Annotated in this window: 23 protein-coding genes; 6 read left to right on the forward strand and 17 right to left on the reverse strand. The window is 48.9% G+C overall.

Annotated elements, in window-relative coordinates; all coding sequences use genetic code 11:
- Positions 1-12 precede the first annotated feature (12 nt).
- The 8 genes from EDM52_RS03860 to EDM52_RS03895 all read right to left on the reverse strand — a co-directional run bounded on the left by EDM52_RS03860 (position 13) and on the right by EDM52_RS03895 (position 7,130).
- The gene (locus tag EDM52_RS03860; protein WP_122907687.1) at positions 13-570 is read right to left on the reverse strand and encodes a helix-turn-helix domain-containing protein; all 558 of its coding nucleotides are present in this window, start codon (positions 568-570) and stop codon (positions 13-15) included.
- A 57-nt stretch (positions 571-627) separates the two neighbouring features.
- A complete protein-coding gene (locus EDM52_RS03865) occupies positions 628-1,026 on the reverse strand; it encodes a DUF3397 domain-containing protein (RefSeq protein ID WP_122907688.1) in 399 nt (132 codons plus the stop codon).
- A complete protein-coding gene (locus EDM52_RS03870) occupies positions 1,023-1,991 on the reverse strand; it encodes a ketopantoate reductase family protein (RefSeq protein ID WP_122907689.1) in 969 nt (322 codons plus the stop codon). The genes EDM52_RS03865 and EDM52_RS03870 overlap by 4 nt, the downstream gene beginning before the upstream one ends.
- 244 nt (positions 1,992-2,235) lie before the next feature.
- Positions 2,236-3,774 (reverse strand): acyl-CoA carboxylase subunit beta, encoded by a 1,539-nt coding sequence (locus EDM52_RS03875; protein WP_122907690.1) that lies wholly within the window; start codon positions 3,772-3,774, stop codon positions 2,236-2,238.
- A gap of 17 nt (positions 3,775-3,791) precedes the next feature.
- The gene (locus EDM52_RS03880; protein WP_412850186.1) at positions 3,792-4,583 is read right to left on the reverse strand and encodes an enoyl-CoA hydratase-related protein; all 792 of its coding nucleotides are present in this window, start codon (positions 4,581-4,583) and stop codon (positions 3,792-3,794) included.
- A gap of 2 nt (positions 4,584-4,585) precedes the next feature.
- Positions 4,586-5,497 carry a hydroxymethylglutaryl-CoA lyase gene (locus tag EDM52_RS03885; protein WP_122907691.1) on the reverse strand — a complete coding sequence of 304 codons (912 nt, stop codon included), beginning with the start codon at positions 5,495-5,497 and terminating at the stop codon, positions 4,586-4,588.
- 55 nt (positions 5,498-5,552) lie between these two features.
- The gene (locus tag EDM52_RS25080) at positions 5,553-5,768 is read right to left on the reverse strand and encodes an acetyl-CoA carboxylase biotin carboxyl carrier protein subunit (protein WP_122907692.1); all 216 of its coding nucleotides are present in this window, start codon (positions 5,766-5,768) and stop codon (positions 5,553-5,555) included.
- Positions 5,769-5,783: 15 nt separating this feature from the next.
- Positions 5,784-7,130, reverse strand: coding sequence for an acetyl-CoA carboxylase biotin carboxylase subunit (locus tag EDM52_RS03895; RefSeq protein WP_122907693.1), 1,347 nt, complete (start codon positions 7,128-7,130; stop codon positions 5,784-5,786).
- Between the two features lie 283 nt (positions 7,131-7,413).
- Between EDM52_RS03895 and EDM52_RS03900 the strand changes: the two genes are divergently transcribed.
- The gene (locus EDM52_RS03900; RefSeq protein WP_122907694.1) at positions 7,414-7,881 is read left to right on the forward strand and encodes an N-acetyltransferase; all 468 of its coding nucleotides are present in this window, start codon (positions 7,414-7,416) and stop codon (positions 7,879-7,881) included.
- A gap of 69 nt (positions 7,882-7,950) precedes the next feature.
- On the opposite strand, the gene EDM52_RS03905 is transcribed toward EDM52_RS03900, so the two are convergent.
- The 3 genes from EDM52_RS03905 to EDM52_RS03915 form a co-directional block, all read right to left on the reverse strand.
- Positions 7,951-8,586: an RsfA family transcriptional regulator gene (locus EDM52_RS03905; RefSeq protein WP_122907695.1), complete on the reverse strand. Its 636-nt coding sequence runs from the start codon at positions 8,584-8,586 to the stop codon at positions 7,951-7,953.
- A 142-nt stretch (positions 8,587-8,728) separates the two neighbouring features.
- Positions 8,729-9,496, reverse strand: coding sequence for an enoyl-CoA hydratase/isomerase family protein (locus EDM52_RS03910; protein ID WP_122907696.1), 768 nt, complete (start codon positions 9,494-9,496; stop codon positions 8,729-8,731).
- Positions 9,497-9,625: 129 nt separating this feature from the next.
- The gene (locus EDM52_RS03915) at positions 9,626-10,003 is read right to left on the reverse strand and encodes a Spx/MgsR family RNA polymerase-binding regulatory protein (protein WP_122907697.1); all 378 of its coding nucleotides are present in this window, start codon (positions 10,001-10,003) and stop codon (positions 9,626-9,628) included.
- Between the two features lie 380 nt (positions 10,004-10,383).
- Between EDM52_RS03915 and EDM52_RS03920 the strand changes: the two genes are divergently transcribed.
- Positions 10,384-11,088 carry a helix-turn-helix transcriptional regulator gene (locus tag EDM52_RS03920; protein WP_122907698.1) on the forward strand — a complete coding sequence of 235 codons (705 nt, stop codon included), beginning with the start codon at positions 10,384-10,386 and terminating at the stop codon, positions 11,086-11,088.
- 135 nt (positions 11,089-11,223) lie between these two features.
- On the forward strand, positions 11,224-11,490 hold the full coding sequence (locus EDM52_RS03925; protein WP_122907699.1) for a DUF2626 domain-containing protein: 267 nt from the start codon (positions 11,224-11,226) through the stop codon (positions 11,488-11,490).
- Positions 11,491-11,546: 56 nt separating this feature from the next.
- Here the strand turns inward: EDM52_RS03925 and EDM52_RS03930 are convergent, their stop codons facing one another.
- On the reverse strand, positions 11,547-12,665 hold the full coding sequence (locus tag EDM52_RS03930) for a class I SAM-dependent methyltransferase (protein WP_122907700.1): 1,119 nt from the start codon (positions 12,663-12,665) through the stop codon (positions 11,547-11,549).
- A gap of 129 nt (positions 12,666-12,794) precedes the next feature.
- Between EDM52_RS03930 and EDM52_RS03935 the strand changes: the two genes are divergently transcribed.
- Positions 12,795-13,868, forward strand: coding sequence for a coiled-coil domain-containing protein (locus EDM52_RS03935; RefSeq protein ID WP_122907701.1), 1,074 nt, complete (start codon positions 12,795-12,797; stop codon positions 13,866-13,868).
- A gap of 14 nt (positions 13,869-13,882) precedes the next feature.
- On the opposite strand, the gene EDM52_RS03940 is transcribed toward EDM52_RS03935, so the two are convergent.
- Positions 13,883-15,160 carry a CapA family protein gene (locus EDM52_RS03940; protein ID WP_122907874.1) on the reverse strand — a complete coding sequence of 426 codons (1,278 nt, stop codon included), beginning with the start codon at positions 15,158-15,160 and terminating at the stop codon, positions 13,883-13,885.
- Positions 15,161-15,251: 91 nt separating this feature from the next.
- A complete protein-coding gene (locus EDM52_RS03945; RefSeq protein WP_122907702.1) occupies positions 15,252-15,899 on the reverse strand; it encodes an MBL fold metallo-hydrolase in 648 nt (215 codons plus the stop codon).
- Between the two features lie 60 nt (positions 15,900-15,959).
- Between EDM52_RS03945 and EDM52_RS03950 the strand changes: the two genes are divergently transcribed.
- A complete protein-coding gene (locus EDM52_RS03950; RefSeq protein WP_122907703.1) occupies positions 15,960-16,457 on the forward strand; it encodes a hypothetical protein in 498 nt (165 codons plus the stop codon).
- 165 nt (positions 16,458-16,622) lie between these two features.
- On the opposite strand, the gene EDM52_RS03955 is transcribed toward EDM52_RS03950, so the two are convergent.
- From EDM52_RS03955 to EDM52_RS03965, 3 genes are all read right to left on the reverse strand, one after another.
- Positions 16,623-17,159, reverse strand: a complete 537-nt coding sequence (locus EDM52_RS03955; RefSeq protein ID WP_122907704.1) for a hypothetical protein — start codon at positions 17,157-17,159, stop codon at positions 16,623-16,625.
- Positions 17,160-17,230: 71 nt separating this feature from the next.
- Complete coding sequence (locus EDM52_RS03960) at positions 17,231-17,683, reverse strand: hypothetical protein (RefSeq protein ID WP_122907705.1); 453 nt, start codon at positions 17,681-17,683, stop codon at positions 17,231-17,233.
- 363 nt (positions 17,684-18,046) lie between these two features.
- Positions 18,047-19,381, reverse strand: a complete 1,335-nt coding sequence (locus EDM52_RS03965; protein ID WP_122907706.1) for a PhoH family protein — start codon at positions 19,379-19,381, stop codon at positions 18,047-18,049.
- Between the two features lie 201 nt (positions 19,382-19,582).
- Between EDM52_RS03965 and EDM52_RS03970 the strand changes: the two genes are divergently transcribed.
- Positions 19,583-20,203, forward strand: a complete 621-nt coding sequence (locus EDM52_RS03970) for a YhcN/YlaJ family sporulation lipoprotein (protein WP_122907707.1) — start codon at positions 19,583-19,585, stop codon at positions 20,201-20,203.
- Positions 20,204-20,345 lie beyond the last annotated feature (142 nt).

A 20,345-nucleotide genomic window follows, 5' to 3' on the forward strand; every position in this document is an offset into this window, starting at 1 on the left:
GGTATGTGTTTTTTAAAATTGCGGAGGTGTAACGGACCAGATCAAAACCGCTTCTTGATCGCCCGTATTTTCAATCGCGTGATTTTTCGCGCTGTCAAACGAGATACTGTCTCCCGCTTCCAGCACATGCTCTTCATCATTAAAACGGGCTACTACACTGCCTGTCACGACAGTAAAACACTCTTCGCCCTCCGTTTGTACAAATTTATCGACGGCCATTTCGCCTGGCTTGAGCCGTACCTCCAGCATGCCAAGCTTGGCACTTCCTCCCATAGAGAGCAGCGAATACGTACCCGTTGATTCAGGAAATACGAGTTGTCTGCGCTTTTGCTGGCGAGTAACATGCACCTGTTTTTGGTCAATATCTTCAAAAAAGTGAATGATGGGTGACTCGAGAGCCTTGGTGATTTTCCACAGGGAGTCCAAGGACGGCTGTGAAATTCCCCGCTCCACTTGACTGAGCAGGCCTTTGCTTAACCCTGTTTTGTTCGCCATGATCTCCAGAGTAAAGCCGCGCTCTTTCCGAATCATTCGAATCTTGTGTCCGATGGTCTCGATGGGAAGTCGCATATTTCCAACCTTCTTTCTTATCGGAATAGAAACGATTATGTATCAACAAAAGTGCTTCTATACGACACTCATGGTTTTGACAATCCCTGTCGTAATCAGCACTACGTAGATGAGTCCAAACAAGAGAAACGACAAGCGCCATGCGGAAAAGCCGATCTTTCTTAAGGATAGCTTCCCTTTCCACTTCACTTGCATCCAGCCAAGCAGCGAGATGAAGACAAGATAGAAGCAAGCAATCCACCACCAAGCTGACATGGCTTCAGGCCATATTTCGCTGTACGCGACGACTACCGAACGAATCAACAAAAGATTCGTGATATTTATCGCCCAGCGGCCAGCCAACCGCTTGTCCCGTTTCCACGCATATAATAGGAAATAGGCAATTGGAAATCCCAAAAACGGTATAACGGTCAGTGTACCCCATAAGTAGGACCAGACATTGGCCACGATGGTCATGTACTGTCGCCTCCCACCTTCTCTTTTCCCATGCTCGTCTTGAGAAGGATCACGCGAAGCAAGCTTTCGTGCAGCGGTGTGGGTATTCCTGCTTCTTTACCCTTATTGACGAGATAACCATTGATCGCCTCTACCTCCGTCTGCCTGTGGCGCTTCACATCCTGCAGCATGGAGGAAAGATTTCGGGAAGTATTTCGACAAATTGTAATTATTTCCTGCCAATCCGTTTCCCCCAATTTTTGTCCGTAATGGTTGGCTACTGTCGTCGCTTCATTAAAAAGCTCACGCATCAAGCCTACGGTGTACGGATTTTCAAGCAACCCCCCGTTGGGGACTTCAAAAATCGCGGTTAACGGATTGATCAACGCATTTGCGACCAGCTTTCGCCATGCAAACGGTTGGATCGATTCCTCGTAGCTGGCTATGATTTGGTTCGAGTTTGCCCAGTCCACGAAAGCCTGAACCACAGGATCGTGTGCATGTCCCCTCTCCCAAGGACCGACACGAAGTGAACCGTTTCCTGTATGAACCACCTCTGTGCCAGACAAGCGCCTGGCTCCTTCCGAGTTGATCCCGAAGAAGCATTGCCCATCGAGCAGTACCTCTGAAAGCATTTCCCGATGACCCATGCCATTTTGCATCGCAATGACGGGTATGATGCTTTTGTGGATTTGCCTCAATGCGGGAATCAGTCCTGGCAGGTCGGTTTGCTTTACGGTAAGAATGTACAAGCCGCCTTCAGGCAAAGCCTGTTCGACAGATCTTGCTGCCATCGGGATTGTACATACTCTCCCATCCAAATGATGAAAGGTAATTCCCTGCCGGGCTATCTGTTCAGCCTGATGCGAACTTCGCGTCACGACCGTTGTTGGATGTCCGCTCAGCACAAGCCTTGCAGCGTACAACAACCCTACAGCACCACCGCCTATCACAACCGTCTGGACAGGAAAAGTTTCCGATCGCATTTGTTCACCCACATTAATCAATACTTATTTAAAGAATAACAGAGATTAGGAGAATGGGCAATTGATTGGCTTAAAAAAGATCGAAATTGTCGAAATATTTGACGGTAAAAATTATGATATCGATACCATTCTTACATGAACGACAAGAAACGCTTTATCATTCTCCCTTAACAAAACAGTCATCACCGCTTGTCATGAAACAAACAGACTGCCTCTTTCATCTAGAGACAGTCTGGCTTTGGCACTATACGGGATAAACGGGATGTTTTCTTTCGGAAAAAACCTGCTTCTTGTGTTGGTAAACAGCAAAGCGCGAAATCAATTCCATTCGCAAATCGGATGGGGGGATAATCGCATCGACGATCAGGTTGGAGGCTAGCAAGGTAATATCGATATCCTCCTGATACTCCTTCCTTTTCGCCGCAATAAAAGCCTGTCGCTCCTGCGGGTCCTCTATTTCCTGAATCTTGTTGCTGTAAACCGCATTAACCGCTGCTTCCGGCCCCATGACCGCGATCTGCGCACTTGGCAGAGCGAGCACAGCATCTGGCTCAAATGCAGAACTTGCCATCGCATACAAACCTGCTCCATACGCCTTACGTACGATGACAGAGATCTTCGGCACGGTCGCTTCCGCCATTGCTGAAATCATTTTCGCGCCGTGCCTGATGATTCCCGCACGCTCTACAGCTGTACCAATCATGAAGCCCGGTACATCAGCCAGGAAGAGCAAGGGAATCTGGAAAGCATCGCACAGGGTAATAAAACGCGCTGCCTTGTCAGCTGAATCGACAAAAAGGACGCCGCCTTTTACACGCGGCTGGTTGGCAATGATCCCCACCGGTTTGCCATCCAGACGGGCCAGACCTGTCACCAGCTCCTGCGCAAATAGTTTCTTGATCTCAAAGAAGGAGCCTTCGTCTACCAAAGCAGTGATCAGATCATGCATGTTGAACGGGGCATTTTGATTCTCCGGCACGATCGCCGTAATCTCTTTTGCCGTTTCCACTGGAGGCTGTGCCGCTGCAACAGGAGGCTTTTCGCTGTAATTCGCTGGAAAAAAGCTCAAGTACTGCCGTGCTGACTGGATCGCCTCTTCCTCATTGGCAGCAAGAACGTCGCCGCAGCCACTCACGGTACAATGCATGCGTGCCCCACCCAGCTCTTCCAGGCTTACTTTTTCTCCAATGACCATTTCGGCCATACGTGGGGAGCCCAGATACATGCTCGCGTTTTTATCCACCATGATGACAATGTCACAAAAAGCGGGAATATACGCTCCACCTGCAGCAGAAGGACCAAACAGAATGCACACCTGTGGAATTTTTCCAGATAGCTTCACTTGGTTGTAAAAGATTCGTCCCGCTCCTCGACGCCCTGGGAACATCTCCAGCTGGTCCGTAATCCTGGCTCCAGCTGAATCCACCAGATACACGAGAGGAACCTGCATTTTTTCAGCGGTTTCCTGAATGCGGATGATTTTCTCCACAGTTCGCGCGCCCCAGGAGCCTGCTTTTACGGTGGAATCATTGGCCATGACACACACGGTCTGGCCATTCACCTTTCCGATTGCGGTGATGACACCGTCTGCCGGCAGGTCTCCCGCCATGACATTGGCGAAAAGTCCATCCTCTACCAGAAATTCATCGTCAAACAGCAGCTTCAGGCGATCGCGGACGAACAGCTTGTTCTGTTCCTTCAGCTTTGCATGGTACTTTGCATCGCCGCCTTGTTTGATGTGATCGATTTTTTCGTTCAGCATGTTTTCAGCGTGTTTGCTCATCAGTAGCTTCCTCCTCGTCACTCTCCGCGATATACCGGCTTTCTCTTTTCCCTGAACGCTTCCAGTCCCTCCAAGCGGTCCTTTGTCGGGATCAATAATTGATAGGCGTGACTTTCCATCGCCAAGCCTGTTGCCTGATCTACTTCCAGTCCGTAGTCAATTGCATACTTCGCTTGGGCGAGCGCCAATGGGGCCTGCTCAGCTATTTGCTGGGCGAGGCTTAGCGCTGCTGGCATAAGATGATCCGCTGGAACCACCCGGTTGACCAACCCGATGCGAAGCGATTCATCCGACAGTATGCGGCGAGCGCTGAAAATGAGTTCTTTGGCAATTCCTTTTCCTACGAGGCGAGGAAGTCGCTGCGTCCCCCCTGCCCCTGGAATAATGCCCAAGGACGTCTCCGTCAGTCCCATCTGCGCCGACTCGCTCATCACCCTCAGATCACAAGCCAGCGCTAGCTCTGTGCCTCCGCCAAGGGCCAGCCCGTTGATTGCTGCGATGACAGGCTTTGGAATTTTCTCCAGTTCCGTAAACGTATCACGGATGGTTCTGATGTACTGCTCCACCTGTTGGGGCGTCAGCGTTCGCCGTTCTTTCAGATCAGCACCCGTACAAAATGCTTTGTCGCCCGAGCCTGTGACAAGCACCACGCGAATCTCCTTGTCCGAACACAAGCTCGTAATCCATTCACGAAGGCTGAGTAATGTCTCTAGATTTAAACAATTGTGAACCTGCGGACGATCAATCGTCAGAATTCCGACTGCGCCCTCTTTTTGAAACAACACACTCAAGCCATTCCCTCCCGCCATTCCTATTCGTCCTTAGCTGCCAAGCATTCAGCTGCAAGATGGGCCTTCAATACTTTGGAGTTGAGGTCTCGCCCCAGCTGCTTTTGGATAAATGCCCCTGCTTCCAGCAGCTTCTGCAAGTCGACTCCAGTCTCGTATTCCATTCCGTGCAGCATGTAGATCAAATCCTCGGTTGAAATATTGCCGGCGGCTCCAGGCGCGTACGGGCATCCTCCCAACCCGCCAATTGAGCTGTCAAAGGTGCGGATGCCCACGTCCATCGCAGCGACTACATTTGCCAATCCTGTTCCACGCGTATCGTGAAAATGACCGGCCAAGCGCTGTACCGGAGCATCCTTGACCAATTCCCTGAACAAGTCATGCACCTGCTTGGGGGTCGCTACGCCAATCGTGTCTCCAAGTGAAATCTCATACGCTCCCATTTCGAGCAATGCTTCGGTCACTCGCCGGCTATTGTCCAAAGGCACTTTGCCCTCGTATGGGCAACCGAAGACGGTGGAAACGTAGCCGCGCACCCGCATGCCTAAAGCCAGTGCTTCCAGCGCCACTTCACGCAGAATCGGGTACGTTTCCTCCAGCGTCTTATTAATATTTTTCAGGTTGTGGGTCTGAGAAGCAGACATGAACAAAGCGATTTCATTGAGTCCGCACGCTCGTGCTCGTTCCAGCCCTCGAAGATTGGGAACGAGCGCCGTGTACGTGACTCCTTGTGCGCGATTGATTGTGGACAAAACCTCGTCGGCATCTGCCAGTTGCGGAATCCAGCGAGGGTTGACAAAAGAGCTGGCTTCGATCGTTTGCAGTCCTGCTTCAGCCAGCTTGTTGATCAACGCTGCTTTGACCGCTGAAGGGAGGATGTCCTTTTCATTTTGCAGACCGTCGCGCGGGCCTACCTCCACGATTTTGACCTTCATCGGGATACCCTCCTTGCCTAGCGAGCGCTCAGTTGGTTTGAATCGAAAAATCGAGCTAATTATCCAGGACCACGACAATGTCCCCGTCGTTCACAAAATCACCGACGTTGACTTTGACCTCTACTACCTTGCCTGCTGATTCAGCTGCGATCGGAACTTCCATTTTCATCGACTCCAGCACGATTAGGTCCTGTCCTGCTGCAATGGAATCACCTGGTTGTACCAATACCTTGAAAACAGTACCTGCCATATTCGCTGCTACTTGTGTCATCTGTCTACTCTCCTTCTAGATCGTGGATTTTGGTTTTCTTTCTTGGATAAACCATGTCGTATACTCTCCTGCAATGAAGCGGTCGTCTTCCAGAACCTCCTGCAGGAAAGGAATGTTGGTTTTGATTCCGGTGATCAGGAATTGCTGCATGGCTTCACGCGCTCTGAGAATGGCTTCGTCTCTCGTCGCCCCTGACGCAATGACTTTCGCAATCATCGGATCGTAAAATGGCGTCACCTTGGTTCCGGTCTCTACCCCGTCGTCGATTCTGACATGCTCCATAACCGGAGCCTGATAGAGGCTGATTGTACCCGGTGAAGGCAAGAAGGACACCGGGTCCTCCGCATAAACACGAAGCTCAATCGCGTGGCGCTTTGCTCGGACGTCTTCCTGACTGATAGACAAGGGCTGGCCTTGTGCAATTTCCAATTGCATAGCCACCAGATCCAGGCCGATCATCTCTTCCGTGACGGGATGCTCTACCTGTAATCTTGTATTCATTTCCAGAAAATAAAAATTCATCTGTGAATCGACAATAAACTCCACGGTACCTACGCCCGTGTAACCCACAGCCTTTCCTGCCAGTACGGCTGCGTCACAAAGCGCATTCCTCGTCGCCTCATCCAAAAACGGCGATGGACTTTCTTCCAGTACCTTTTGATGGCGGCGCTGGATCGAACACTCACGCTCCAGCAGATGGATTACGTGACCTGTCTGATCCCCTGCAATCTGGACTTCGATGTGATGCGGTCTATCCACATACTTCTCTACGTACATGGCATCGTTGCCAAAGTACGCCTTCGCTCTGCCGCGAGCAGATTGGAAAGCCTGTCGCAGCTCTTCTTCGCTCTGACAAATTTGCATGCCGATTCCGCCGCCGCCAGCGCTCGCTTTCAGCATGACAGGATACCCGATCGACGCTGCCATATTAGCTGCTTCATCTGCGTTATCCAAAGGAGTGTCGCCACCTGGCACGACGGGAACACCCGCTTTTTGCATGATTCGCCGGGCAGTCAGTTTGTCACCCATTTGACCGATCACTTCAGGTGTAGGTCCGATGAAGACGATTCCCTCTTCGGTAACCCGGCGGGCAAATGCTTCATTTTCCGAAAGGAGGCCATAGCCCGGATGAATGGCGTCAGCCTGGCAACTCTTCGCTGCTGCAAGGATTGCCTCAACATTCAAATAACTGTGTGGAACAGGAGGAGGACCGATATGTACGGCTTCATCGGCTTCTCGGACAAACGGCATATCCTTGTCCGCATCTGAGTAGATGGCGACTGTAGCCACTCCCTGTGCCTGACAAGTGCGAATGATCCTTCTGGCGATTTCGCCACGATTTGCAATCAAAACCTTTTTCATGCAACGCTCCCCTCTTTCATCGTATTCGGAGCAGCGAGGACTGAAAGCGCTTGCACCCAGAGTGCCTCCGAATACTGCATATGCTTCTCGTCTCTATTTTGCCATGAGTTAGCTCATAGTTCTAGGATGAAATTATATTTTTTTCCATGGAAGCGAATTCATTCCCTACACCTCCCTACTTTTTAATGTAAAGAATTTCTCTTCTCTTCCTGTAGTTTCGTGTATAATACAAGTAAGCAAAAGTGGTTCCAAGACAAAGCGTTTTGAGAGGAGTGGCTATTCCATGTTCGAAGTAAAGCGTTTACAAATTAACTATAAGACACTGGAAGAATTCCAGCAGTTTCGCGAATTTGGCCTGGAGGAGCTTTCCATGAAGGAAGACCTGGAGGCGAACATCGTGGAGAACGATTCGGAATCTCCATTTTACGGAATTTACGACAATGACCTTCTCATCGCTCGGATGAGCCTCTATAAAATTGACGGAAAGTACGACCGCTACTTCCAGCCAGCTCAAGATTATTACGAGCTGTGGAAGCTGGAGGTCCTGCCTGACTATCGGGGTAAAGACTTCGGTACCATCCTGGTTAATCATGCAAAAAGCTTTGGTTCCCCGATCAAGACGAACTCCCGCTGCCGCGCCGATCAGTTCTGGCTGAAAATGGGCTTCACACCTGTGAAGTACAACCCGATGCGTGACCGCGGTGAGAATCCTTATGTATGGTTGCCTGAAAACGTCGAGCTTCAGGATTAATGCTGTGATACATGAAAAAAGAAGCGGTTGATCGCCGCTTCTTTTTTATGCTCTTGATTAGGGAGCCCACTACTTTTCTACGCGCTCCAGATTGCCGTTGGCATCCATCTTGAAGATGGGTTTGGACGATTCCTCTTCTTGTAAAAACGCCATTTTGCGCGCACGTTCCATGATCTGGACGAGTGCCCGATAATCCTCATTGACACCCTGAATCTGCTCCATTTCCTTCCTGGCACGCTCATTGGCCTCGGCCAATTCTTTTATTTTCAACTCTTTTCCTTCTAACTCTTGTTCCAATTGTTTTACACGACGTGAAAGATCCTTTTGACTCCGCAGCATACGAATGACTGCTTCAATCTGCTGATCCTCATCCTCATCGTGAGGCGACGCTCCAGAGGCTTGCACCACAGGGCGTTTCACAGGAATTTGGATCGCCTCCACCTCTTCCTGCAGAGGTGTGATGATCCTACCCATTTTCTTCAATTGCTGTCTTTGGCTCTTGGCGATGGAGATTGCAGCATCATATCGCTTGCGGACGCAACTGTTCCAACGAAAACCGCAGGCTGCTGCAGTCCGTCCTAACCGTTGTCCTACTTCTTCAAAAGCGGCAAGCTGTGTGCCGCCCTCTCGAATGTGACGTAAAGTGACCTCTGCCAATACCAGATCGTCATCTTCAGTCCACGCGTCTTGTCTGGAAGCTACCATATAAGTCCCTCCCGTAACCTTTAAAAAGGATGATGTAGTTCATCCTATGCTTTTCCCTATTCTTGTAGAATCGCTTTCTACTAGAAAAAGTATGTCCAAGCGAATAAATGTTTAAACGGGAGAAACCTTGCTCTTGATTCAATTACCTTTTTTTACCTTTATAAAGAAATTTTTCTACCACTTTGACATGCGCTTCACTTCCCCAAAGCCCTGCACACTGCTCTACTTCAAGCTTGATCCGTTCTCCTTGTGCTAGGCCAGAGCGCTTCCACTGCAAGACTTGCATGTAGGCTTCAATCCCGACAAGTGGTTGAGCAGCAATTTTCATGGCGAAGCGCTCAACTTCCTGCTGTAATTCCTCTGCCGGGTATACAGCATCCACAAATCCGTATTCCTTGGCTACCTCAGCAGAAATACGTTCACCTGTCAGTAGCATGGACAAAGCTTTGGACTCCGGCAGCAGATCCAGCAAGCGAGCGCCTCCGCCCCAGCCTGTCGTGATATGCATACCGATTTGGACAAAGCCAAAGACAGCCTCTCGACTCGCAAAGCGAAAATGAGCTGCACCCGCTACCTCGCATCCGCCTCCAACTGCGGAACCATTGATCATCGCGATAATGGGCTTGCTGTATTGGTCAATCTTTGACAGCAATGCTGCAACCTTGCCAAGCAATGGCTCCGCCTGCTCGCGACCCCGAGCAGCGATAAACTGTGGCAAGTCCCCTCCAGAGACGAAGCTTTTGCCTGCACCAGTCAGGATGAGCACCTTTACTTCGTCATCTCCAGCGCACTCATCAAGTATGTAAGTAAGCTCATTCACCAGTTCTACACTGATTGCATTGTGCACCTCAGGCCGATTGAGCGTGATTGTAGCAATCCCGTTCTGTTTTTCAAAAAGAATGGTTTCCATCGTATTCTTCGCTCCCTTCTAACTGAATAGCTCTATTGTACAATCCACAGATACAAAATCCTACGTGAGTGACAGTGATCTGACAGGATAGCCAATAAAAAAAGGAAGGCATCAGCCCTCCTCTTTTCATTAAGAAAGTAAATTTTTCATCGCGGATGAATTATATCCGACGATCAAGTTTTCGCCATCGGTCAGAATCGGGCGCTTCAGCAGCTGAGGTTCCTCGCTGAGCATTTCCAGCAGTTCCTTGACCGACATATCGTTAATGTCCACATCCAGGTTTTTAAAGCGTTGACTTCGTGTGGACAAAATCTCATCCAGGCCGTTGCTTGTCATTTTAATAATATCAAGCAGCTCTTCTGCTGTTGGCGGGTTTTTAAACAAGTGACGCTCTTCGTAATGTACCCCGTTTTCTGACAACCATGCTTTCGCCTTGCGACAGGAAGTGCAGCTAGGATACGTGAAAAACGTGATTTTTTGAGTGCGTGTACGTTCAGCAACTGCCATCAGTTACCCCTCCGTCTCTCTTCTTTACAGCATCCTTTTTCATCTATAGGTAGGTGTAAAAAGGCTTAACCGCTTTATAAAAGTTAGCAAATAAAAAAACCTTTCTTACTTTGGATTATAAAGGTCTCATTAACACTATGTCAATAGTAGTTAATATAAAATATAGCCGTAAATCAAACGGTTTTTGTAGCATTTCACGTGATAAATAACTGCGCTTTAAAGGTGGTCTTTTGGTCAGAATCCGGAAAATCCGGCTTCGATACGCATTCTTTCTGAGCTGTAATATCCGCAGAATGTAACAGTTTGCACACTGTAACCTTAACAACCCTCGAAAAATCGGATACACTAATACAGATGCCATTCATGAAGGGGGTACCAGCATGCAAGTTGATGATGCACAAAAGTTAACCAGCGCTTTGGCGGACCCCACCCGTTTTTCCATTTATCAGTTTGTGGCATACAGTAAAAACCCGATAACGGTTCAGGAAGTAGCCGATCATTTTTCCATCCACCCCAATGTGGCTCGGCTCCATCTAACGAAACTGGAAGACGTCCAGCTCCTCACAGCTGTTTCTGACAAGAGCGGCAAGGGTGGACGGCCAAGTCGTCTGTATTCTCTGTCTGATCAGGTGGTTAGCCTGCAGTTCCCTCCTCGTGACTACCAGTTGCTCGCTGATATCGCTATCGAAAGTCTGCTCTCGCTTGGAGAGCCTGGCGAAAAAGCGTTGATCAAGATGGGACATCGAATGGGGACAGAGATGGCAAAACGGGCGGTTGCCCAAAGTCATATACATGTACAATCTGCAGACTTGGAAACAAAGCTTGACCAAATTCACCGACTCGTCGTAGCGCAAGGCTTGAAGCCGGAAATTGACATTATCTCTGATGGACTCTTGCGTTTTCGCGTGCAAAATTGCACGTTTTCTGAGTCTGCCAAAAAATATCCCAACTCCATCTGCAAAATGCATAATGCCTTGCTTACAGGAATATTTGAGACCTATCTGGGGAACATTGAATTACGAGAAGATGAATCGATGCAATGCGGATGTCAATCCTGCAATTATACGGTCATTCAGTATGGATAAGTCCAAAAAGTTCACGATTGTGTGAACAACTGCCAAAAAACCGTCATACCTTCCCGTTTACACGTGTTCACCTGTCCTATATAATGGGGAAGGAATCTTGTAAATATTGCCGATTACGCAAAAGGGGGGATACAGATGGATCGTATGTATCGCGTTCTTGGTTTCTGGACGATCGTGATCGCGCTGATGGCGTTCTGGGCACAGTTGTACCCAATGGCACTGATCTTCTTTGGTTTGACCGCTTTCTTCGTAGCCCTGAGCTACATGAATCTGACTGAGCGGGTATACTTAAACATTTTCTTTGGATTTATGTTCTTGTCCTTCGTAGGTTTCACCTACTATACATTCTTCGTAATGCCTGTAGGTCCACAAGAACACGCACTCCTGCAAATGATGCTGTAATAAAAAAAGATGCTCTCCATGAGCATCTTTTTTTAATGGAGAAAATGATCCGAGACTTACGACGGAAAAAATGAACAATCCTCCGCTACCTGTTTCCCCTGTACCATGACACGAAACCTGCCTCCCAAGCCCGCCGGATCGACAAGTTGAACGATCGCACGATTTCTTTTCATGGCGTGGCTAGTAAAAGGGTCCCGATCAGAATGGGCGACAGCCTTTTGCAACAGTCCGCTGCGCATGAGAAACTGATCCTGGCGCAAGTAGCTCAGAAGCTTCAGCCCCTCTTCTTCCCCTCTTCTCTTCCATTCGGTAAAGTTCACATGACTGGTGATATCCTGTTCTCCAACATTCAGAAAAGGATTATCATGCCCTTGATGCCGATGAAAACACATGAGGGTCCCTTTTTTGCGGCTCGGATGGTAGAGCTCCTCCTGCCAATCGCCGTAGTCGATCGTAATGACAAAGCCCTTGCTTAACAAGCGTGATACGTCATGGGCAGCCTGACCCATTCCCAGGTTTACCTCAATGCGCACTCCTTTTGGTACCTCAGCTCCATACTTTCGTACATACTCCTCTAGCTGTGGAGTAGGATCGCGTTCCATTTCAGCAAAACCATCCTCTGTGACGGTCACCCACACTTCACGCCAACCTGCATCTTTTTTGACTGCAAGATGTACCGGAAATGCATCCAGCCATTCGTTGGACAAAACAATTCCCTCGATGGGTCCCGCTGCCGCTGCTTCAGCCAGAGATCCGTGCCAGACAATCTCAATCTCATGACCCTGAAGATTTTCTTTTTGCAGTTGCCGATGATAGGGACTTGTCTCAATCATGATGACTTTTGCAGTCTGGTACAGAGCCGGGTCGCTCTCGCGCAGCCGATCTAACATATGCCGGCAAAGCACCCCCGTCCCTCCTCCGATCTCTACAAGGGTAGGTTGTCTGAGCTGCCCCGCATGGAACATCGCTATTGCTACATCCGCCAACGTTTCTGCGAAGACAGGATGGACGGTCGTACTGGTGTAGAAGTCCCCTTCCTTCCCTACCTTTTGCCGATCGGTCATGTAGTAGCCCCAGACAGGATGGTAGAGAGCAAGCTCCATGAACCGCATGAAGGGAATTGCCTGCTCCGGACTGCTTTTTATTTCTTCACGTATCCATTCGGTTAGACCCATTCTTCTCTTCTCCTGCTATCCAAATTCAACTCTATAAGGCTATAATACGAAAAGAAGTCATACAATGTAGAGACAAAAGTTCCTTTCAATAGGCCCAGAGTTGCCCATCACGATATAAAAGGTGAAAATATGCGCAAATTCCTGCTCATCCTGCTCCTCGTTCTGTGCCCCTTGACCGTGTTTGCCCAGGAAGAGCAGTCTGTTCCTCTGGAGCAGCTGATCTTGCAGCAGCATTTTACGCAAAAGGAACTGGAGCGAACGCTAACACTGATCAAGGATGAAGAAACCCGTACAAAAAGCGATATTGCCCGCCTGGAACTCGACATGCAACGGCAAAAACTAATGATAGATGCGATGCGCCGCCACGCGGGTGAAGTGGCGCGCGCCTATTACACAGGCGAACGCGCCGACCTCCTGACCCTGTTGTTTCAGGCAGAGAATTTCAATCAGCTGCTTCTGATGGTTGATTTTATGCAGTACCTCTACGAAAGGGATATCACAAGACTGGAGATGTTCCAGGAAGAACGAACCAGACTGGCAACCATGCAGGCCGATCAGCAGAACTACTTGACCGAGCTCGCTACGCTGCGGGCAAAATACGAAGTTCAGCTGACCGAAATGCTCGCCATTCAAGCGGAAAAGGAGCAAAATGTCCAAAAGCTGGACGACCCAACAAGTGTAGAATCTCTCATGGACCACCTGATCATTGATTGGCAGCAGCGCGGATTGCCTGCATTCCAAACCTTTTTCGGCATGCTTGCCAACGTTATGGTCCAGGTTCCGGAGCTGGCTACTCCTGAGCGGATCCAGTCAAGCGGCTTTTTCACCCACACGCTGACGATCAAACAGGATGAGTTCAATCAATTCCTCGCTTCCAAGGACGAAATGTTCAAGCAATCCAAATTTATTTTCAGCGATAACAAGCTGATCGTGGAAGGTACCTATGACCATATGGAGCTTCGGCTGATCGGACGGTACGAACTGGTCTCACCCAAGCATTTGAAATTCCATATCGATTCTCTCTATTTTGACGGGTTCGAATTACCGCGCTCTACAGTGGATGAAATGGAGAAGATGTATGATCTCGGCTTCTACCCAGAGCTGATCTCCCCGAATATCCAAGTTGAAAAGATGAGCTTGAAGGATGAGGAGCTTAAACTGCAATTAAAACTAAATCTGCCCTTTGGGATGGGCAAACAGTAAAGCCAGCTACTGCGTTAGCTGGCTTTTTTCTGCGTGACTTCTTGAATCACATGGACGGGAATCTCTTGCTGCAAACGATTCATGTACTGAATCGCTTCTTTGGATACATTTACATCTTTCTCACTATTCTTTAGTTTTTCCAATGTTTGGGGAACAGGATAGATCACGTAGCTGCGCTTGCCGTTTTTACGTGAAAAATAGACATAAGTCGGAATCATTTCAGCATGCTCGATACTAGCTTCGCCATTCTCGCCCTTGTGCAAGGTCAGCTTGAGTATAGCCCCTACATCCTTGTAGTCCCAGCGTTGAGCCGAGATAAAGTTGCCCAGCGAATAAGCGATCAATCCTTTGTGCTCCTGCCCATCCTCAAGGGTCACAGTCTTCCACTCGTACGGCTGCACGACATGGGGATGCGCACCGAGGATGAGATCTGCTCCGTACTGAAGCGCCGATTCAGCTGTTTGTTTTTGAAAAGCATTAGGTAGACGCTTGTATTCATCACCAAAATGGAGGGCAACCGCTACGAGATCCGCTCCTTTTTCTCTCGCTCTGGCGATGTCTTTTTTCATCAGCTCATGGTCAATCAGATTGACCAAATAGGGTTTGCCCTCGGGTATTGGAATGCCATTGGTTCCATAGGTGTACGAAAGCAAAGCCAGGGTCAGACCGTCTTTACTGAGCATAAGCGACTCATCCCGCTCCTGCGGATTTCGAAACGTGCCCGTGTGCAAAAGCCCCACCTGATCGAGATGCTCGATCGTTTTGAGAACACCAGCCTCTTTGCGATCCAGTGAGTGATTGTTGGCTGTGGAGACAGCGGTGAATCCGACATCTATCAACGTCTGTGCCAATGACTCCGGCGAGTTGAACATAGGGTATCCGGAGTAGCGGGCCTCCTGTCCGGTCAAGGTCGTCTCCAGATTGCCGATAACCCAATCCGCTTCTTGAAACAAGGGTTGAACATGGACAAAGGAAGGGAGGAAATCATAGGATTTTTCAGCCGAGTTCCATGCACCTTCCAGCTGCTGGTCGTGGACCATGATATCTCCTACGGCCATGACAGACACCCGTGTTTCGGGAAAGCGTGAGGCATTTTCTTCCTGCAGAGGTTCAGGCGGCGGCTCATAGCTCACTTGCTCTGTGGCAGGCTCAGTGGCTGCTGAGGGAGGCATCGGCGGTGGTGGTTGAACTCTATTTTGTTCTTTCAGCTGTGTATTCGGCGGGACACAACCTGCGACCATTGCCAGGGCAAGAGCAATCGCCAGCGCCCCGCAACGCCATTTCACTTTCATGCTTGTCGCTCCTTTTTCTTTCGTGACCCCATCTTGTTTCGCCAAAAGTTTACAATTTCCTCCAAGTCCTCGTGTTGTTCTCTCTGGCGACCTATCGAAGCAGCCCTGTTACGAAAGGATTGTAGGTCTTTTCCGTATCAATTGTAGTTTTTGGTCCATGACCCGGATAGACGATCGTCTCATCATCCAGCTCAAACAATTTATCCTGAATACTCATCATAAGCGTCTCGTAATCCCCACCCAACAGGTCTGTACGTCCGATACTTTGGGCAAACAAGACGTCTCCACCAAAGCAATGCTGTCCGATCACAAAGGAGCAGCTGCCTGGCGAATGTCCCGGTGTATGCAGAACGCGAATCGACAAACCAGCCAATTCCAGTAGCTGCTCATCCGACAGCTCTTGCTCTGCCCGTTCACAAACGATCGGCTCAGGCAAATTCCAGCGGCTGGAGCCATTCAAATCTGGATTCGTTAGCCACTCCTGCTCAACCGGGTGAATGTAAACCGGTGCATGGGTCAATGCTCTGACCTGGTTCAATCCGCCGATATGATCCAGATGAGCGTGAGTCAATAAGATTGCGACGACATTTTTGTTGGCAATTGCCTTTAGGAGAACATCTGGGTCCATCCCTGGGTCGATGACAATCGTTTCTCCGTTCTCTGTATTTGTCAGCACATAAGCGTTTGTCTGAAACATTCCCAGCGCATAGCTCTCGATAGTAAAGGATGCTTTATTCATAGGAACCTCCCTGTTTTTTTGGTACGATAAGGTAGAAAATCGTGATAGGTGGTGGGTCTCATGCAGCGTATGTACGGTATCGAAATGCACGTACCCGTCGGCAAATTGCCCGGCTTCTATGCTCAAGTCATACATAAAATCGGGGATCATGTCAATGTGTTTGATCGTGATGATCTGCTTTTTGTCGTGGAATCTGAAGAAGATTGTGAACAGCTGTCCACAATACTTCAAAAGTCGAACATGCTTGGCGACCGTTTTGAGCTTCTTTACGTTCCTTCATCGGCATCTCTTGAGCAGCTCCAGGATATAGGCTTCGTCAGTCAAAATGACCGTATGTATCTTTATGCAGACCGGGTCTCATGTTTTTCTTTTGATCTGCAAACAGGCAGCTCACAGGATCGTTGGGCAGCCCTGGAGCAATTAAAGGAGCATGTACGAGGAGAAATTCCTGGAGCGGATGGACAGTCCCCCCTCTATATCCTCGATAGCAGCATGCCCGATCTAGCAGAAGGCATCGCAAAAGCTTATCAAGTCTCGCTGCAATGGTTGCACCGCTAAGGTTAGCATGCCACTCAATTAGAAAACTTGGCTACGCCAAGCTTTTGGCGGAGCCTTAGTTGCACTTATACTATCTTCCGCTAATCTTTTTAGCGCTTTAGCGCACTTAAACTTTCCGATAGTACAAAAAAGTGCGTTCATCAAGAACGCACTTTCATCCTCCCATTACAAGCGATCAAAACGGAACCAGACAACCTGCTCATTGATAATTCCGAAGCTGGCCGTCTGCTTGCTGCCTTTGTACACCACTTCTTTTTCCCCAGCAGCTTCGCCATACAGTTTTTTCAATTGTACCTCGCTGTCATACATGGCCAAACCGCGATTCGTTTTAAGCTCCTGTGCTTGTTCCTCGGGTACTCCTGCCAGCATAATCGACTGGATCACCCCATGCTCCACCATGACGATGACCTGTGCACGATCTACCAGCATCATGCCCATCACCATTTTTCCCTGGCCAGACGCCATCTGCTCCACGGTGTATGCTTCGCGTGTCTGCATGTCCATAAAATCAGCCTTGGCCGGGCGCAGAATGTCGATAGCTTCCTGAATGTTCTGTCCTACATACGTACCGTTAATGCCGTATTCTTTTTGATTTTCCGGATCAAAAGAGTCGCCAAGCTCGCCTTTGGAAGCACAAGCCGGAAGAATCAATACCGCGATCAAAAAGAGCGAAACGATTTGTCGATGTCTCCAGTTCTTCATTGTCGCACACCATCTCCAGCCTGTTTGTACATCGTTATCTTAACTCAGGTACAACGATGGAGCAAGAGCGGCTATCGATCATCTCGAGGGCCCGTCACCTTCCGCCTCGGTCGGTTCGGCGGATGATCAGTCGAAACCTGCTGTTTGAATCCTTCCAAAATTTTCAATAGCGAAGCAAAAAAAGGTGATCCAAACACGGCTACAATCCCCCATAGCCACGTGCCGACTTGCCAAGGATTCTCTACGTATGCAGAGGTAGCGCCCAATAGGATGGCAGCTGGATCAAGACCCAAAGCTCCAAAAATAACCCCTGCTGATACGACAGAAATCAGGAGATTAAAAAAACGCTTGTAGTTCATAAACCGCGCTGCCTCATTATGATCCTCCCAGCAGTCTTCTTTCGGCTCGTAATCGGTTGCCAGGAACGGGACGATCGATTTGCACGCTTCTGTGACACCGGCAGCAGCGCTGGATACAGCCGTAATATAAATTAGAAAAGCGATAGATGAGTCCAGACTTACCATATAATACCTCCCCTCCTTCTTTACATATCTATGGGAGGGTGGACAAAAACATGTGGGCGATGCCATTCAAAAAACAGGCGATCCAAACTGTAAAACAAAACCGCCCCCAATAAGGGAGCGGTCCTTGTCGAGCCCGATATGCTTTTTATGGGGTATTACCGGTTATTCTCTTTGGCACTTCAACCTCCATTATAGAGTAAAGTCACCTAAAGAATTCGGTTAACGCCAACGCGACTTTCGTCGATTGCTTCATCATGGTTATCCACGGCTCTTCGCCTCCTAAAAGGTTGCACCGTTTTATCATGAATCATCGGGCTCGACAATAACTAGTATGTTCCGTTCTCTTCAGCCTATACATGTCCCTCACAATAAATCTGCGGCAAGCTGTGCCAGCACGCTTCGTTCTCCTTTTTCCAGCCTGATATGTCCAGCCAGCTTCTGATCCTTGAAAACCTCCACGACGTAGGTCAATCCGTTGTTGCTCTCATCCAGATAGGGATGGTCGATTTGTTCGGGATCCCCCATCAAAACAATTTTGGAGCCGTCCCCTACACGTGTAAGAATGGTTTTGACCTCATGCTTGGTCAGGTTTTGTGCTTCGTCAATAATGATGAACTGCTCGGGAATGGAGCGCCCGCGAATGTAGGTCAACGCTTCGACTTGAAGACTGCCCATTCCAGCAAGGATCTTATCCAGGTCACCTGGTCGCTTCGTGTTGAATAAATATTCCAAATTATCATAAATCGGCTGCATCCACGGCCTCAGCTTTTCTTCTTTTTCGCCGGGCAGATAGCCGATGTCTTTTCCTAAAGGCACGATCGGTCTTGCCACCAATAGCTTTTTATATTTTTGCTGATCTTCAATTTGCAGCAAGCCTGCAGCTAAAGCCAGCAATGTTTTTCCTGTCCCTGCCTTTCCTGTCATGGTTACCAGCGGAACATCATCACGCAGCAATAGCTCGATCGCCATGCGCTGCTGTACATTTCGTGCGCGAATCCCCCAGATCGGATCATCGTCTGTCACGAGCATTTCCAGGTTCTTACCATCGGTATCCACTTTTCCCACCGCGGATATGGAGGGATTGCATTCGTCTTTCAATACCAGAAATTGATGCGGATAAAAGCGATACCGCGGAAAACAGATGGGTAAATGCAGCTTTCGGTTTGCGTAGTACGATTTGATCACGTCGGATGAGACCATCATTTTTTGGTAACCGGTGTACAAGCTGGAGAATTCTCCTACTACGCGATCTGATAAGAAATCTTCCGCTGTCAGATTGAGGGCATCTGCTTTTACTCGCATCAGGGCATCCTTGCTGACGAGAATGACCGGACGTGGTTGTGGAGACAGATTTTCTTCCTCTTGCAAGTTGAGCGCTACGGCCAATATTCGGTTATCATTGCTCATTTCAGTGAATTGCTTTTGCAGCCTATGCAGGGATGAATGGTTCAGCTCTACGCGAAATAGTCCACCTGTCTCCAGGGTTATTCCTGAGTGCAGATGTCCGTGCTCACGAAAGCTGTCCAGCAAGCGCGATACATAACGGGCATTCCGTCCAATCTCATCCATATAGCGCTTTTTGGAATCAATCTCTTCCAATACTACAGCGGGTATGATGATTTCATTGTCAGCGAAGGAAAACATCGCCCGAGGATCTTGCAGGAGTACGTTGGTGTCCAGTACGTAGATTTTCTTCAAAATCTCGCCTCCTAATACCCATCTTATATACCCTATGCAATTTTTGAAAGGGATGCTCTGATGCAGGAGCGTGATGTACTACAGTCTATGTGGTTCTTTTAACAGATAGTCTTGGACCATTTCACAGAATGAAAACAGGTTGGTGGGAACACAATACTTTTATCCCTGCCCTTCTTTCGGAGGAAAATAAGGAAAAGGAGAATGCGTGTGAAACGGAGCGTAATTGGAACACTCAGCCTATGTCTCTTGCTTACGGCGTGCACGACGAACAACAAGCCACCTGCTAACCAAGCTGCTCCACAGCCGAATCAACATATTCAGAAGACACAGCGTGTCCAGCAAACGAATCCCACACCTCCCAAGAACCAGTCTGCCGCAGCAACTGCTGATCGTCTGGTTGAACTGGCCAAACGTGTCCCGAAAGTGAATGGGGCTACAGCTGTAGTGGTAGGAAAATACGCGGTGGTCGGCATTGACGTAAACGCCCATCTGGATCGACCTGAAGTGGGAGTCATCAAATACTCCGTCGCCGAGGCGCTGAAAGAAGACCCTCAAGGCGCCACAGCTTTAGTGACCGCGGATCCCGATATCGTCCAACGACTGAGGGAGATGGCCGCAGATATTCGCCGAGGTCGCCCGATTCATGGATTTGCCGAAGAAATGGGAGATATTGTCGGTCGCATTATCCCGCAAGCTCCCCGGCATGTTCAACAACGCGAGGACAAGCCTTCGCGTGAAAATGAGCAACGCATCAACAAGGATGGCAGGTCTAAGCCACATGGAAATGACAAGATCAATGCCAACCGTACACAGGCACCATAGGCTGCATAAGAAAACCTCTATCGAGGCCATTTCAATGACGTGCGACCGCGTTTTAGAGGTAGGTTATTCTTGCAGTATCGGGACGTTTTACTCACAGAAGTTTATACTTTCCGATACTGTAAAAAAAGACATTCGTCCCAGG

It is taken from the genome of Brevibacillus invocatus, assembly GCF_003710915.1.
Taxonomy (GTDB): Bacteria; Bacillota; Bacilli; order Brevibacillales; family Brevibacillaceae; genus Brevibacillus; species Brevibacillus invocatus.